Below are 15,821 nucleotides of genomic sequence, written 5' to 3'. Positions count from 1 at the left end.
CAGAAAGAGACCTGCATTGTTGCGAGGGTTTTCACCATTTTAAATGAAGGTACCTTGGGAGTTGATTTACTGAAGCCTAGTAGGTAAATTCGGTTGACCCCGTTAAGCTGTCACATGAGAGAAATCGATTTGATCGGTTTAATTTAGGTGGTACCGCGAAGCACTTCGTCCTATTCGACGAAGTGCTTTTTTGTTTGCAAAATTTAAAATTAAATGAGGTGTTTTTTATGACTAAGGATATTAAAATGCCACCAAAGTATGACCATAATGCAGTTGAAGATGGCCAATACCAAGAATGGCTTGATGAAGATGTCTTCAAACCTAGTGGTGATCAAAAAGCAAAACCATACTCAATCGTAATTCCGCCGCCTAATGTTACTGGAAAACTGCATTTAGGCCATGCTTGGGATACGACTTTACAAGATATTTTAATTCGCCAAAAGCGGATGTTAGGTTATGACACACTTTGGTTACCAGGGATGGACCATGCCGGAATTGCGACCCAAGCGAAGGTGGAAGCTAAGCTTAATAGCGAAGGCATCACCAGATATGACTTAGGACGCGAAAAGTTCATCGAAAAGGTGTGGGAATGGAAGGATGACTATGCCGCCACCATTAAGAAACAATGGGGTAAGTTAGGCCTCTCCCTTGATTATAGTCGGGAACGCTTCACATTAGATGATGGACTATCAGCTGCCGTGCGCAAGGTGTTCGTGACCCTCTACAAGAAGGGGCTCATCTACCGTGGTGAATACATCATTAACTGGGATCCAAAGGCGCGGACTGCGTTGTCCGATATCGAAGTTATCCATAAGGATGACAAGGGGGCCTTCTACCACGTTAAGTACCCATTCACTGACGGAACTGATTTTAATGGTAAGGACTATATTGAAATTGCAACCACCCGTCCTGAAACGATGTTTGGGGACGTTGCGGTGGCCGTTAACCCAACCGACGAACGTTACAAGGACATCGTTGGCAAGCACATTCGAGTGCCATTAGTTGATCGTGAAATTCCGATCATTGCCGATGAATACGTAGATAAGGAATTTGGAACTGGGATGGTGAAGATCACTCCTGCCCACGACCCAAATGACTTTAACGTTGGTAACCGTCATGATTTGAAGCGGATCAACACGATGAACGAAGACGCTACGATGAATGAAAATGCTGGTAAGTACAAGGGCATGGACAGATTCGAAGCTAGAAAGGCCATGACTGATGACTTGGAAGCTGGCGGCTACATGCTAAAGGTCGACCCAATCGTCCATGCTGTTGGGCATTCTGAAAGAACCGGGGTCCAAGTTGAATCCCGTCTTTCGACCCAGTGGTTCGTTAAGATGAAACCACTTGCTGAACAAGCTTTGAAGAATCAAGAAACAGATGATCGGGTCAACTTCGTGCCAGAAAGATTTGAACACACCTTCGAACAATGGATGGACAACATCCATGATTGGGTTATCTCCCGTCAACTATGGTGGGGTCATCGGATTCCTGCTTGGTATAACAAGCAAACTGGTGAAACCTACGTTGGTGAAGAAGCACCTAAGGATATCGAAAACTGGGAACAAGATAAGGATGTCTTAGATACGTGGTTCTCATCTGCATTGTGGCCATTTTCAACCATGGGTTGGCCAGACACTGATTCCCCAGACTTCAAGCGTTACTTCCCAACCAACACGTTAGTTACTGGTTATGACATCATCTTCTTCTGGGTTTCTCGGATGATCTTCCAAAGTCTTGAATTTACCGGTCGTCGGCCGTTCAAGGATGTCTTACTCCACGGTTTGATTCGTGATGAACAGGGCCGCAAGATGAGTAAGTCGCTTGGTAACGGGATCGATCCAATGGACGTGATCGATAAGTACGGTGCCGATGCATTGCGGTGGTTCTTATCTAATGGTTCTACGGCAGGACAAGACGTGCGGTTCAGTTACGCTAAGATCGAATCCGCTTGGAACTTCATCAACAAGATCTGGAACGCCAGTCGTTACGTTATCATGAACTTAGGCGACATGGAAAAGCCTGAATTACCAGACCCCGCCAAATGGAACTTAGCTGACCGCTGGATCCTAAGTAAGCTAAACGGCCTTGTCAACCAAGTGACTGATCAATTTGATAAGTACAACTTTGGTGAAGCTGGTCGGGCCCTTTACAACTTCATCTGGGATGATTTCTGTGATTGGTACATTGAAATGAGTAAGGAAACCCTTACTGGTGACGATGAAGAAGCTAAGCAAAACACCCGCAACGTGTTAGCCTACGTCTTAGACCAAACATTGCGGTTATTACAACCAATCATGCCATTCGTAACTGAAAACATCTGGCAAACAATGCCACATGAAGGCAAGTCATTAGTGGTTGCTGCATACCCAGTTGATCACCCTGACTTTAATGATCCTAAGTCAGAAGCTGATATGGATAGCCTCATTGATTTGATCAAGGCGGTTAGAAATATTCGTTCTGAAGCCAACGCCAAAATGTCTAGTGCGGTCGATATCTTAATTAAGACTGATAACCAAAACCTAAAGGACATTTTTGAAGGCAACCAAGGCTACATCGAACGCTTCTGTCACCCTAAGACCCTAGAAGTCGGTAGTGACGTTCAAGTGCCTAAGTTAGCGATGACGAGTGTGATGACTGATGCTGAAGTTAGCATCCCATTAGCAGAATTAGTTAACTTAGACGATGAAATCAAGCGTTTGGATGGCGAAATCGAACAATTCAATTTTGAAGTTCAACGGGCTGAAAAGAAATTAGCGAACGAACGGTTCGTGCAAAACGCCCCTGAAGCAGTGGTTAATTCAGAACGTGAAAAGCTAGAAGATAACAAGGCGAAGTTAGCTGCAACCAAGCAACGCCAAGCCGATTTAAAAGCACAATAATTAATTATGATTTAGCAACTAAGCCCCGGGCAGTCGATGTTACGGGGCTTTTTTGTAGGGAGGAACGAAAAACAATGGACTATCAAGAAGCACTAGCCTACATTCACGGACGGGTCAAGGCACACAAAGATGCGACGATGCAACGAATGCAAATATTAATGGAAAAACTTGGTCATCCAGAGCGGCAAATTCATGCGATCCATGTTGCTGGTACGAATGGGAAGGGTTCGGTCGTAGCATTTTTAAGTAATCTGCTTCAAGAAAGCGGACTTACGGTCGGCACGTTCACCTCGCCTTTTTTAGTGCGGTTCAACGAGCGGATCAGTGTTGATGGCACCCCGATCAGTGATGATGAAATTGTGCGCTTAGTTGAAAAGGTACAGCCAATCGTTGCAGAAATCGATGCAGCAATGCCAAACGAAGGACCGACCGAATTTGAAGTCTTGACCGCAATGATGTTTGCTTACTTTGCGGAGGGCCATGCAGATGTTGTGATTGTCGAAGTCGGTATCGGTGGTGATAATGATTCAACGAATGTGATCACTCCTGACTTATCAGTGATTACCACGATCGGGTATGATCACATGCAATTTTTGGGCAATACATTGGAATCGATTGCAGGGCATAAAGCAGGCATTATCAAACCGAACGTCCCCGTGGTAATTGGTAGGATTGAACCTGGGCCCCGAAAGGTTATTATCGACCGTGCCACGGATGAACATTCTGACATTAAGATGTTAGGGACCGATTTTGATGTTCATCCCCATTCGATTGCAGGTTGGCATGAACAATTTGATTTCGCGAGTGAGAATGAACAAATCAAGGGGATCGTTTTGAATATGATGGGTGATTTTCAGATCGATAATGCAGCAGTAGCGATTGAAGCGTTTATCACCTTGATGAATAAGCAAAAGACTCCGTTTAACAATAAAATGATCAAAGCGGGCATCCTAAATACCCAGTGGGCAGGACGGTTTGAAAAATTAAACGATCAGCCCCTAGTGATTATTGATGGAGCTCATAATATGCCCGCCATCAAAGAAATTGAAAAAAATATTAAAAATCATTTTTCAGATCGTGAAATTTATATTATACTTGCTATATTGGCAGATAAACAATATTTACCAATGATTGAAGCGCTTGCACAAATTAAAAATGTGCATTTAGTTTTAACCGAATTTGAGGGACCTAATAAGCGCTCCGCAGCAGATTTATCAACGATCGTTAGTAAAGTTGAATCGGTCAATCAAATTGAATTCGTGAATAATTGGAAGGAAGCCATTTTAAGAGTGACTAGTCAAATGGGCCAAGATGATGTGTTATTGATCACTGGATCGTTGTACTTTATATCTGATGTGCGAGCATTATTTACAGATTGATAACTAATTGTTTAACTTAAGATTAAGTTATTTGAAAAACCTTTTATTATTAGTGTTAATTTAGTTAAAATTAATCACGAGTGATTTAATTCAAGTTGAAGAAAATATGATATACTAAAAATGATAAATTCATATTAGTATATATGAATACGAAGGGATGAACGTCGTGTTTGGATTTGGAACAAAAAACATTGGGATTGATTTAGGGACAGCTAATACCATTGTGTATGTTGAAGGAAAGGGAATTGTTTTAAGAGAACCTTCCGTTGTTGCTAAAAATACTAAAACTGGCTCAATTGTGGCAGTTGGTGAAGAAGCTCGGAATATGATCGGTAGAACACCTGCTAGTATCAAGGCAATTCGCCCAATGAAAGATGGGGTAATCGCTGATTACGATACCACTGTAGCTATGTTGAAGTACTACATCGCTAAGACCTTAGGGCATTCAAGTGGTAAGCCATATGTTATGGTTTGTGTACCAAGTGGGATTACTGAAGTTGAAAAACGTGCAGTTATTGATGCTACTCGGGTTGCAGGAGCTCGTGATGCTTATGTAATCGAAGAACCATTTGCAGCTGCGATTGGTGCTGGATTACCAATCATGGATCCAACTGGTAGCATGGTAGTTGATATTGGTGGTGGAACTACTGACGTTGCTACAATCTCACTGGGTGGAATTGTTTCTAGCCGCTCAGTTCGTGTTGCTGGTGACAAGCTTAACGAAGCGATTGCTACTTATGTTCGTAAAAAGCATAATTTATTGATCGGTGAAAGAACTGCCGAACGGCTTAAATGGGAAATTGGTTCTGCATCATTAGAAGATGCTAAGAACATCGAAGGAACAACCGTACGTGGTCGTTACCTGCTTACTGGTTTACCAAAGGCCGTTGAAATATCAGCTGAAGACATTTCGACTGCCATTCATGAACCGATCTTGGAAATTATCGGAACCGTTAAGGAAACGCTTGAAGAAACTTCTCCAGAAATCGCTGCCGATGTTATCGATCATGGGATCGTACTTACCGGTGGGGGTGCATTACTTAAAAATCTTGCTGAAGTTATTTCAGATGAAACTCAGGTTCCAGTATCAATTGCTAAAGACCCGCTTGATTGTGTCGCAATCGGAACTGGTGAATCACTAAAGAGTATTGACGTAATGAAGAAAAAATAAAAAAACAATCACTGCGGGAGGGCTTATGCTTCCCGCTTTTGTTTTTATAAATCAAAATTTATGGAGGGGCAATTATGCACAAATTTTTCTCCAATCGAAAATTGGTAATTGTCATGGTGTGCGTTGTTATCAGTATTGGCTTAATGACGTTTTCAGTTGCGGTGCGGAATCGTAAAGCCACTCCGCCGTTAATCCAACAATTTGGTAATGACGTTGCTGGATTCACTAATACTGTCGTGTCAACACCAGTGAATATTATAAGCAATGGATTTGGTTCGATCGGTAGCTTGTTGAACACCTATCAAGAAAACCAAATTCTAAGTAAACGGGTTAATGAGATTACTTCAACTCAAGTTCGTGATGAAGCGTTACAACGTGAAAATGCAAAATTAAAGAGTCAATTAAAATTAAACGATACTCTTACTAGCTATAAAGCGATTAATGCAGCTGTAATTACGAGAACCCCTTCATCATGGCAAAATCAAATTATTATTAACCGTGGTGCAAATGCGGGCGTTAAAAAAAATATGCCAGTATTAGTCGATACTGGATTAGCTGGTCGGGTTTCTGAAGTCAATAAAACTAATAGTAAGGTTGAATTGATTACTAATAATAATGCAGCGACGAACCGTTTTGCGATTCAGGTGAATGCCACTAACGGAAAGGTCGTCAACGGAATTATTTCTGGCTACAATAAAACAACTGGGTTAGTTGAAATGGGCAATATTACGACTAAATCTAAGATTAAAGTTGGCCAACGGGCATATACTAGTGGATTAGGTGGAATCACACCTAAGGGTCTATACATTGGAAAAGTGGCTAAGGTTTCAACTGATGACTACGGTTTGTCATATAAGATCTATATTAGCCCTGCTGCCGATCTAAACGATATCGAAGCAGTGACCGTAGCTAGCCGTGCTCAGTAGGGGGGATTGAAATGCTAAGGAATTCACCACTAAGGTTTTTATTTCCCATTGGCTTATACGTTGCATTTTGCTTAGATGGATCAGTTAGTCAAATTTTTAGTAAGCAGTTATTTGGTGCCCAGTCGTTTGTTCCCAATTTAACATTACTATGGTTGATCTTTGGCTTGCTATTTGAAAATGAAATTAATTTACACTTGGGATTATGGGCAGCTTTGGTTGGATTTATAATGGACTTATTCTACTTTGGAACATTGGGGGTCTTTTTATTTATCCTCCCACTTACAATTTACATTAGCCGATTCCTATATCGTTATCTATCGGCAACGTTTATTTCTGGATTTTTAATTTATTTCATTGGGCTTACGTTGACAATGTCATTTTCATTTTTTGCAAATCGCTTTGTTCATCTAGCTAATATTACGGTATCCAATTTTTTAGTGTCTGTTTTGGGACCTAGCCTTGCATTTAATCTAGTTCTATTTATTATCACTTATTACCCGATTTCAGTGTTATTTAACCGCTATCGGGAAAAGTCATAGGGGGAAATTGATTTGAAAGCAGTTAGCTTAAAAGGGACTAAAAATGGTTATGAAGTAGTGTTAGATGAATCGGCGTCAATGACAGCGATTCTTAGTGAATTAGAAGTAATGCTGAACCAATTGGATCATGATTATCCAACTAAGCGAATGCATTTAGACATTGTTACTGGGAAACGATTACTTTCTAAAGAACAATTGAATAACATTCGGCAACTATTTAATAATTATAAGCACTTATTGATCAATCAAATTAGCAGTGAAGTGATTACGATTGAACGTGCTAATCAAATTAAGGAATCGGAAAACGTTCATGTTATTGTGCAAACGATTAGAAATGGCCAGGTTTTTGAAGCAACTGGTGATGTGTTATTCTTGGGAACGATTCATGAAGGTGGTAAATTAGTTACTAACGGTAATATCTATGTTTTAGGAAGCGTTTATGGAATCGTTCAAGCTGGTTTCCCTAATTCTGAAGATAGATTAATCGTTGGTGATTTACATAATGCGCAACAAATAAGAATTGGTGAACAATTTGATATCGTTGCTGATAAACAAATTGGTGGTTCTTTTCAAAATGTTGCATATGTAAATGATTTGCACACATTAGATTATGGTAAAATAAAGGAGTTAAAAAAAATTAACCCTAAATTTTACAATCGAATTGGAGGAATTATGTAATGGGGAGAGCAATCGTCGTTACCTCTGGTAAGGGTGGGGTTGGTAAAACGACCACTTCTGCAAACCTGGGGGTAGCTTTAGCCCTGATGGGTAAAAAAGTTTGTCTAATGGACTTGGATATCGGATTACGTAATCTAGATGTTATTTTAGGGTTAGATAATCGAATTATCTATGACATTGTTGACGTTGCTAGCGGTCGTGCTAAATTACGTCAAGCATTAGTTAAGGATAAAAGATTCGATAGCCTATATGTCTTGCCTGCAGCACAAAATACCAATAAAAACGCTTTAAATCCCGAACAAGTTAAGGGAATCGTTTCTGAATTAAAACAGGAATTTGAATACGTATTTATTGACTGTCCTGCTGGGATCGAACAGGGATTCTTAAACGCAGTTGCGGGTGCAGATGGTGCAATTGTGGTCACAACTCCAGAAATTTCTGCGGTTCGGGATGCTGATCGAGTAATCGGACTATTAGAACAACATCCACTTAAGGAACAACCAAAGCTGATTATCAACCGAATTAGAAAAAACATGATGGAAAACGGCGATACAATGGATATTGATGAAATCACTCAACACTTGGGCATTCAATTGTTGGGAATTGTTGTCGATGATGATGCCGTAATTCGTACTTCTAACCATGGAGAACCAATTGTAATGAATCCTGATAATCAAGCTTCACAGGGTTATCGAAACATTGCAAGAAGGGTTAATGGTGAAACCGTTCCGTTAATGCAAATTGAAGAAACAAGTGGGTCCAAAAAATCATTTTGGAATAAACTAGGGAACCTATTTTCTAAAAAAGATTAAGGTAAATCTTGACGAAATGATGATAATGTTTTATAATTCCAGTAATTAAATTAAAGACATTGATCAGGAATTTGTTCATCATTATTCCACAGAAAATCTACGATGATGAGATGTAGATGAATAATGCGAATCTTTCACGCCTGTGAGTCGTTATCTCTGAAGATTATTAGGAGATTACCGTTTTAACGCGTTATTGTTGTAGTTTAGTAAATAAACTCATTGAGTTTCATTGTGTGAGCAATGGAAAAATCTGAGGTGGAACCACGATTAAATCGTCCTCTTAAGTCCCTGACTTAAGAGGACTTTTTTTATTTACTAAACTCACTAAGGTAGTTTGCTTGAGCAGGCTATAAATTGAGGTGGAACCACGTTGGACACGTCCTCTTAGATTAATTTCTAGGAGGACGTTTTTATTTATAGAAGGGAGCTAATTAAATGCTTAATTATATTATTGAGATTTTACCATCACTACTATCAGGGGTTAAAATGACCCTCCAAATTTTCTTTTTGACCCTTATTTTTTCAATTCCATTAGGAATCGTTGCTGGGGTTGGATTAATTTCCAAATTTAAGCCGTTAAAAGCGGTACTGGAATTTTATGTTTGGATCATGCGGGGAAGTCCACTACTACTACAATTGATATTTGTATTCTATGGATTGCCAATGATGCCTGGGATTCAAATTGTTTTTCCACGATTTGATGCGGCACTGTTTGCCTTTGTTTTGAATTATACTGCATACTTTGCCGAAATCTTTAGAGGGGGATTACAATCGATCCCTGCAGGCCAATACGAAAGCGCACGGGTATTGAGGTTATCATATTGGCAAACGTTTAGAAAGATTATCGTGCCACAAGTGGTTAAAATTGTAATTCCATCGATTGGTAACGAAGTAATTAACCTTGTCAAAGATTCGTCATTGGTTTATGTCATTGGAATCGGAGATTTACTTAGAGCCGGAAACGTTGCATCTGCACGTGACGTTACCTTATTACCATTGGTACTAGTTGCCATTATTTACTTAGCTTTAACTGCCATTTTGACGTTCATTTTACGGCGGGTTGAAAAACACTATAGTTACTGGAAATAATTAAAAAGGGGGAATTACAAATGCTTGAATTAAAAAATATTACTAAAAAATATGGTGATCGAACAATTATTGATGGTTTAAATGCTGAAATCAAAGATAATGAGATTATGTGTATCGTAGGACCATCTGGAGCTGGGAAAACGACCTTGCTACGTTGTATTAGCGGATTAGAAAAAATTAATGGCGGCGAATTTATATTAGATGGGCAACGATTTGATCCATCAGCAACTGAAAATAATTTAGTGGGGGTCGTTTTCCAAGATTTTCAACTATTTCCTAATTTAACGGTAATGCAAAACATTACGTTAGCTCCCGAGTTAGTTTTAAAACAAGATAAGGCGACTGCACGTGAAAAGGCACAGGCATTAATCAATAAATTGAACTTAGATGGTAAGGAATCGCTTTACCCATTCCAACTCTCTGGTGGGCAAAAGCAACGGGTCGCAATTGTGCGGGCCCTTGCGATGAATCCAAAGATTATTTGTTATGATGAACCAACGTCTGCGCTTGATCCTAATTTACGGGATGAAGTTGCTAAAATTATTATTGATTTAAAACAAACTGAAGTGACCCAAATCGTGATTACTCATGATATGGATTTTGCTAAGAAGGTTGCAGATGATATGCTGAAGGTTCAACCAATTAAGTAGGGAGGGATAACATGAAAAAAATTTATAAATGGTTATCAATTGCCCTGATATTGGTGGCTGCGATTAGTCTGAGCGGTTGTGAATCAGTGACCCAGCGTGCTAATACAGAAAATACATGGAATAAAATCAATCAGAAAAAGAAAATTGTGATTGGATTAGATGACAGCTTTGTTCCATTTGGTTTTGAAACCAAGGCAGGTAAAATAACTGGTTATGATATCGATCTTGCTAGAGCTGTATTTAAGCAGTATGGCATTAAGGTGGATTTTCAGCCAATCGACTGGTCTATGAATGTAACTGAACTACGGAATGGAACGATTGATTTAATTTGGAATGGGTTGACCGTAACCGCAGAGCGGGCTAAAAATATTTCATTTTCGGAACCCTATCTTTATAATGATCAAGAGTTGGTAACGTTAAAGAGCTCTAATATTAAGAATTTTAATGAGATGCAGGGCAAAGAATTAGGGACCCAGACTGGGTCTGCTGAAATTATCAGTTTAGATCAACAACCAAAGATTTTGAAGGATAAGATCAAAAACAAACAACCGATTTTGTACGATTCATTTACCAATGCATTTATTGATCTAAATGCTAAGCGGGTCAGTGGTTTGTTGATTGATAGTACTTATGCTAACTACTATATTAATCATGAGGCGACACCTGATAAGTATAATACTTACGTTGGATCATTTCCTAAATCTAAGCTAGCGGTTGGGGTTCGTAAGGGTGATAAAACCTTGAGAAATAAAATTAACCAATCATTGAATCGCATGGCTAAAAATGGTGAACTCAAGAAAATCACGCAAAAATGGTTCGGGAATCAATATAACTCACCATTACTTAATAAATATGATAAATAATAAGCGGGCGGTTGCTCGTTTTTTTGTTTGATATTTTATGGGGCATAATTTAATATTACATTATGTAGTTTTTAAAGGGGGAATTATATTTGAAATTGATTAATGGTGTAAACCTAGAAGTAATTTCAAATGATAAGTTTAAGAGTAACAGCATTATGATTGATTTTATCGAACCTCTCGATCATAAAAAATTTGCAGCGTTTTCAATTATTTCTGAAATGATGCATAGTGGGAACCAAGAATATCCAGAACAATCCTTATTAGCAAAGCAGCTTTCGAATATGTACGGGGCTAACTTTGAGACGGATGTCCTTAGGCGTGGTCATTTGCATGTATTGAGAATCAACATGTCTTTTCCGAACCAAAAATACTTACCAACAGATGAATCAATTTTTGAAATGGCGGTTAGTTTTTTAAATGCCGTCATTTTTAAACCACTTGCCAAGAATGGGGCGTTTGATTCAGATGCTTTTGAAATTAAAAAGCGAAACATCATTAATTATGTAAAGTCGATTCCAGATAATAAGCAATACTACGCATCCAATCAGTTAATGGATTTGTACTATCAAGATAATCCTGATTATGCTCAATTATTATATGGAACGGTGGATCAGTTAATGGCTACAGATCCGAAAAGAACGTTTGAAATCTACCAATCAGCGCTAGCTAATTCACAGATTCAAATTTATGTACTGGGTAACGTTGAAGAATCAAAGGTCCAACAAGCGTTCACTAAAATGGATTTTACGCCACGAAATGAAGAGCAGTTAGACCTAAAGACTTCATACCAGCCTGTTCAATCGGTTCGTAAAAAGACTGAAGTTCAAAAGATAAATCAAAGTAAATTGGATATTGCGTACTACCTTCCTGTTTTATATGATGACGATTTAAAATACGCCGCGATGTTATTTAACAGTTTGTTCGGTGGAACGCCTAATTCAAAGCTATTCAAGAACGTTCGAGAAAAGAATAGTTTGGCATATTACGCAGATAGTTTATATACTGCTGCTTATGGGATTGTGATCGTTCAATCTGGAATTGACGCTAAGAATTATGATCAGGTCTTAAAAATTATTGCTGAACAACTAACTGCGATGCAGAACGGTGATTTTACTAATGAAGATATCGAAAGTGGCAAGGCGGAGTTGATCAGCAGACGGTTGTCTGGTTTAGATAGCCCGTTTTACCTAATTGGGAAGGCCAGTTCGGATGCTTTGACCCATCAAAATATTTCTGTTTCGGAATGGTGTAACCGTGTGAATAATGTAACCAAGGCGGATATTATTAAAGTGGCCAAACAAGTTAAAATGCAAGCGATTTATTTCTTAGAAGGGCAGGCTGATGATGACGATGAATAAAAAACACTACCCTGTATATGGAGATACTGTTTACTCCAAGCGCTTAGCAAATGGATTATTGGTAATTGTGGTACCAAAGCCTGATTACCATCGGACCTATGCTACGCTTGAGGTTAATTATGGTTCAATTGATAACGAGTTCATTCATCCTGATACAGGCAAAACAGTGAAGCTTCCAGCTGGAATCGCGCACTTCTTGGAACATAAAATGTTCGATAAAGATGGATACGATGCATTCGACCTATTTAATAAATACGGAAGTAATGCCAATGCTTACACTAGTTTTACGGATACGAACTACCTATTTTCAACGACTAATCACGTGAAAGAAAATTTAAAGATCCTATTGGACTATGTTCAAATTCCATACTTTACCCAAGCAAAAGTGGAGAAGGAAAAGGGGATTATTGGCCAAGAAATTCAAATGTACAATGATGAACCGAACTCACGCATCTTTTTCCAAACGTTACGGAACCTCTACCCCGATTTTCCATTGAATCAAGACATTGCCGGTTCGGTCGAATCAATTGCTAAAATCACTGCTGAAGATTTAAATTTGGCATATCGGGTCTTTTATCAACCTAGCAATATGACGCTTAAAATAGTTGGTAACGTTGATTTTGCAGAAATTATTCAATTTATTGAAGCTGATCAATCAAAGAAGCAATTTGCAGCCCCCGTCAAGATCGAACGAATTTTTCCAAAACAAGCCCCTTACCAATTTTTAGCTTCACACCATGAACATATTGGAATATCAAGACCCAAAGTCGCACTTGCGATTAAGGGGATTCAACCACTCGCCAAGGGTGCAAACGAAGCCAAACAAGAAATTGCAATGACCCTACTTTTGAGCGTATTATTCTCCGAAAATTCGCGGTTATATTCTGAACTATACGATGAGGGAATCATTGACGATTCATTTGGTTATGAATTAGATTGTGAACGTGAATTTTACTTTTTATTTTTGTCCGTTAATACTAACCATCCACAAGCATTTATCGATCGCATCTTAGAAGTGCTTAAAAATGTAAATACTCACTTAGATGACTTGAAAGCTGATTTTGAATTGATTAAAAAAGAAAAGCTTGGCCAACGGGTCTTAATGATGAACTCACTAGAAACAATTGCCACAAGATTAGGCAATCAAATGAATGATTTCACGAATCTATATGATGAAATAGAGATTACAAATTCAATTCAAATATCCGATATAAAGGCTGCTGCTGATCAGTTATTTGACTTAAAAGCAGTTACAACTAATATTTTTGATTAAGAAATTGTTCAATCTACAAACTAGTGTTATCTAGCAACAATTGTTATGATATACTTAATAATGTGAAAATTTAAAATATATTGAGGTAATTTTGATGAGTGAAGAAGATAAAAAAGGAACAACATCAATTGGTCAAACATTACACGATGCCCGTGTGAAAAAGGGACTTACAATTGATGATCTTCAAAATAATACTAAAATTCAAAAGCGGTACTTAATTGCAATTGATGAAGATAAATTTGATGAACTACCCGGTGATTTTTATGTTCGGGCGTTCGTTAAGCAATATGCTGATGCTGTTGGGTTAGATGGCACCGAATTATTGAAACAATTCGATGAGGCACTTCCTGAAACTCAAAACCCAGAATATGTTGATAAAGTCAGTGAAGATAAAATCGCTAGCAGAACGGCACAACGGAAAGTAGACGATCGTAATATGACGATTAGAAGATACATTCCAGTGACGATCATTTCTGTTGCGGTGGTCCTAGTGATCCTAGTGATTTGGTTTGCTGCTGCCAAGAGTTCTAAGAATTCTCAACAAACTAACATTAATAGTGGTAGTTCGGTTTCAGTTTCTGGATCGTCTAGTTCTAGTAGTGAATCCATCAGTGCCAAAAAGGTGACTAAAAAGACAACTAAAAAAGCACCTGCATCAAATACTACGATCAAATCTGAAAGTACATCTACTGATGGTGGGACTTATAGTGTTACGACTAAGAAGTCCGCTAGTGAAATCAAGATTGAAACTTCTGCTAAGGCATGGGTAAGTATTAATGCAAATAGTAGTAATGTTTATCAAGCATCACAAGATGCAAACGTTAACCATACCGTTAAGCTACCAAGTAACACGACTTCTGCAACCCTTAACTTAGGGAATGCAACTGCTACTAAGCTTTACATTAACGGAAAAGCTGTTAAATTAACTAGCAATTCACAAGTTCAAAACATTACTTTTAACTTTAGTAAATAATATTGATAAAAAGCGGGGTAGTTTTACCCGGCTTTTTATTTGGAGGTTTTTTAATGAATTTACCAAATAAATTAACGCTGTTAAGAATCTTTTTAATTCCCATTTTTATTTTAGTTTTAGTACTGCCGATTAGTTGGGGGTCAGTTACCATTCTAGGTAGTACGATTGCGATTAATAGCTTGCTTGGGGCAATAATCTTTGCCGTGGCAACAATTACTGACTTCTTAGATGGTCAAATTGCAAGAAGACAGCATCTTGTTACTAATTTTGGCAAATTTGCAGATCCACTAGCTGATAAAATGATCGTGATGAGTGCCTTTATTATTTTAGTTTCATATGGCAAAGTTCCAGCTTGGGTTGCAGCAATTATTGTTTGTCGCGAACTTGCAGTCACGGGGTTAAGATTGATCGTAGTTGAAAACGACGGTGAAGTGATTGCTGCAGCTTGGCCTGGTAAAATTAAGACGGCTTCACAGATGTTTTCGATCATTTTCTTATTTATGAATAACTTTATTTTTAGCTTAATTAAAGTGCCGATTGGTGAAATTTTACTATATATTTGTTTGTTTTTTACCGTTTACTCTGGTGTGGAATACTTTATTAAAAGTGGATCTGTATTTAAAAATTCAATTTAAAATTATTACGTATTTAAATATTGAGGGTGATAAAATGGCAAATCGGTTTCAAACACAGTTAGTTAAAAAGATGATTGCTTCTGGCCTTACCATCACAGCTGCAGAAAGTTTGACTGCTGGCATGTTTCAAAGCACGTTAGGGGATGTCGCTGGCGTATCAGCGATTTTTCCGGGCGGATTTGTTACCTATGCTAATGAAGTGAAGCATCAGTTAGTTGGGGTTGATGATGAAACAATCAAGCAATTTGGGGTCGTTTCCGAAGAAACTGCAATTGAGATGGCAAGTGGGGCGAGTCAGATTTTAAATACTAAGGTCGCAGTTTCATTTACGGGAGTCGCTGGGCCAGATTCACTGGAAGGAAATCCTGCGGGAACGGTTTGGATTGGCCTGAGTTTTGTGGGCCATCCAACGATTGCTAGCGTTTATCACTTTCAAGGCAATCGAGACGAAGTTAGAAGATCAGCGGTTGCAAAGGGATTTGAAATGCTTGCTCAACGATTAGAACAATAAAAAACGAACTTTTGTTTGCATTTTTGATAATTGATTAGTATAGTATATAAAGATGATTTTTTGGAAACGATAAGGAGGA

Annotated in this window: 15 protein-coding genes and 1 other annotated feature (1 of these 16 only partly in view); all 15 genes read left to right on the top strand. The window is 38.5% G+C overall.

The window, feature by feature from the left end:
• Window positions 1-176: a binding site (T-box leader), on the top strand (it extends 39 nt beyond the left edge of the window).
• A gap of 51 nt (window positions 177-227) precedes the next feature.
• A complete protein-coding gene (locus tag ACSVI6_RS05690; RefSeq protein ID WP_491720614.1) occupies window positions 228-2,885 on the top strand; it encodes a valine--tRNA ligase in 2,658 nt (885 codons plus the stop codon).
• A 74-nt stretch (window positions 2,886-2,959) separates the two neighbouring features.
• Entirely contained in the window at window positions 2,960-4,264 is a 1,305-nt protein-coding gene (locus tag ACSVI6_RS05685; RefSeq protein ID WP_491716484.1) for a bifunctional folylpolyglutamate synthase/dihydrofolate synthase, read from the top strand.
• Window positions 4,265-4,430: 166 nt separating this feature from the next.
• A complete protein-coding gene (locus ACSVI6_RS05680; protein WP_491717305.1) occupies window positions 4,431-5,435 on the top strand; it encodes a rod shape-determining protein in 1,005 nt (334 codons plus the stop codon).
• A gap of 74 nt (window positions 5,436-5,509) precedes the next feature.
• Window positions 5,510-6,361 (top strand): rod shape-determining protein MreC, encoded by an 852-nt coding sequence (mreC, locus tag ACSVI6_RS05675; protein ID WP_491716483.1) that lies wholly within the window; start codon window positions 5,510-5,512, stop codon window positions 6,359-6,361.
• A gap of 11 nt (window positions 6,362-6,372) precedes the next feature.
• Window positions 6,373-6,900 carry a rod shape-determining protein MreD gene (mreD, locus tag ACSVI6_RS05670; protein WP_491716482.1) on the top strand — a complete coding sequence of 176 codons (528 nt, stop codon included), beginning with the start codon at window positions 6,373-6,375 and terminating at the stop codon, window positions 6,898-6,900.
• 12 nt (window positions 6,901-6,912) lie between these two features.
• A complete protein-coding gene (locus ACSVI6_RS05665) occupies window positions 6,913-7,578 on the top strand; it encodes a septum site-determining protein MinC (protein WP_491716481.1) in 666 nt (221 codons plus the stop codon).
• Window positions 7,578-8,390 carry a septum site-determining protein MinD gene (minD, locus tag ACSVI6_RS05660; protein WP_491716480.1) on the top strand — a complete coding sequence of 271 codons (813 nt, stop codon included), beginning with the start codon at window positions 7,578-7,580 and terminating at the stop codon, window positions 8,388-8,390. The genes ACSVI6_RS05665 and minD overlap by 1 nt, the downstream gene beginning before the upstream one ends.
• Window positions 8,391-8,825: 435 nt before the next feature.
• On the top strand, window positions 8,826-9,479 hold the full coding sequence (locus ACSVI6_RS05655; RefSeq protein WP_491716479.1) for an amino acid ABC transporter permease: 654 nt from the start codon (window positions 8,826-8,828) through the stop codon (window positions 9,477-9,479).
• A 20-nt stretch (window positions 9,480-9,499) separates the two neighbouring features.
• The gene (locus ACSVI6_RS05650; protein ID WP_491716478.1) at window positions 9,500-10,129 is read left to right on the top strand and encodes an amino acid ABC transporter ATP-binding protein; all 630 of its coding nucleotides are present in this window, start codon (window positions 9,500-9,502) and stop codon (window positions 10,127-10,129) included.
• Window positions 10,130-10,140: 11 nt separating this feature from the next.
• Window positions 10,141-10,992 carry an amino acid ABC transporter substrate-binding protein gene (locus ACSVI6_RS05645; RefSeq protein WP_491720613.1) on the top strand — a complete coding sequence of 284 codons (852 nt, stop codon included), beginning with the start codon at window positions 10,141-10,143 and terminating at the stop codon, window positions 10,990-10,992.
• 89 nt (window positions 10,993-11,081) lie between these two features.
• Window positions 11,082-12,350: an EF-P 5-aminopentanol modification-associated protein YfmF gene (gene yfmF, locus ACSVI6_RS05640; protein ID WP_491720612.1), complete on the top strand. Its 1,269-nt coding sequence runs from the start codon at window positions 11,082-11,084 to the stop codon at window positions 12,348-12,350.
• Window positions 12,343-13,623, top strand: a complete 1,281-nt coding sequence (yfmH, locus tag ACSVI6_RS05635; RefSeq protein WP_491720611.1) for an EF-P 5-aminopentanol modification-associated protein YfmH — start codon at window positions 12,343-12,345, stop codon at window positions 13,621-13,623. The genes yfmF and yfmH overlap by 8 nt, the downstream gene beginning before the upstream one ends.
• A 94-nt stretch (window positions 13,624-13,717) precedes the next feature.
• Entirely contained in the window at window positions 13,718-14,596 is an 879-nt protein-coding gene (locus ACSVI6_RS05630; protein WP_491720610.1) for a helix-turn-helix domain-containing protein, read from the top strand.
• Window positions 14,597-14,649: 53 nt separating this feature from the next.
• Window positions 14,650-15,231, top strand: coding sequence for a CDP-diacylglycerol--glycerol-3-phosphate 3-phosphatidyltransferase (pgsA, locus tag ACSVI6_RS05625; protein WP_491716473.1), 582 nt, complete (start codon window positions 14,650-14,652; stop codon window positions 15,229-15,231).
• Between the two features lie 34 nt (window positions 15,232-15,265).
• Window positions 15,266-15,742 (top strand): nicotinamide-nucleotide amidohydrolase family protein, encoded by a 477-nt coding sequence (locus tag ACSVI6_RS05620; RefSeq protein WP_491716472.1) that lies wholly within the window; start codon window positions 15,266-15,268, stop codon window positions 15,740-15,742.
• Window positions 15,743-15,821: the final 79 nt, after the last annotated feature.

Source organism: Nicoliella sp. ESL1106 (assembly GCF_058509965.1).
Note: the sequence above shows the minus strand (reverse complement) of the source record. Positions and strands in the feature narration are given on the sequence as shown.

Excerpts from the sequence above, each read along its gene's own strand:
- ACSVI6_RS05690 (WP_491720614.1), top strand. The coding sequence starts at position 228 with ATGACTAAGGATATTAAAATGCCACCAAAGTATGACCATAATGCAGTT.
- ACSVI6_RS05685 (WP_491716484.1), top strand. The coding sequence starts at position 2,960 with ATGGACTATCAAGAAGCACTAGCCTACATTCACGGACGGGTCAAGGCA.
- mreC (WP_491716483.1), top strand. The coding sequence starts at position 5,510 with ATGCACAAATTTTTCTCCAATCGAAAATTGGTAATTGTCATGGTGTGC.
- mreD (WP_491716482.1), top strand. The coding sequence starts at position 6,373 with ATGCTAAGGAATTCACCACTAAGGTTTTTATTTCCCATTGGCTTATAC.
- minD (WP_491716480.1), top strand. The coding sequence starts at position 7,578 with ATGGGGAGAGCAATCGTCGTTACCTCTGGTAAGGGTGGGGTTGGTAAA.
- ACSVI6_RS05655 (WP_491716479.1), top strand. The coding sequence starts at position 8,826 with ATGCTTAATTATATTATTGAGATTTTACCATCACTACTATCAGGGGTT.
- ACSVI6_RS05650 (WP_491716478.1), top strand. The coding sequence starts at position 9,500 with ATGCTTGAATTAAAAAATATTACTAAAAAATATGGTGATCGAACAATT.
- ACSVI6_RS05645 (WP_491720613.1), top strand. The coding sequence starts at position 10,141 with ATGAAAAAAATTTATAAATGGTTATCAATTGCCCTGATATTGGTGGCT.
- yfmH (WP_491720611.1), top strand. The coding sequence starts at position 12,343 with ATGAATAAAAAACACTACCCTGTATATGGAGATACTGTTTACTCCAAG.
- ACSVI6_RS05630 (WP_491720610.1), top strand. The coding sequence starts at position 13,718 with ATGAGTGAAGAAGATAAAAAAGGAACAACATCAATTGGTCAAACATTA.
- pgsA (WP_491716473.1), top strand. The coding sequence starts at position 14,650 with ATGAATTTACCAAATAAATTAACGCTGTTAAGAATCTTTTTAATTCCC.
- ACSVI6_RS05620 (WP_491716472.1), top strand. The coding sequence starts at position 15,266 with ATGGCAAATCGGTTTCAAACACAGTTAGTTAAAAAGATGATTGCTTCT.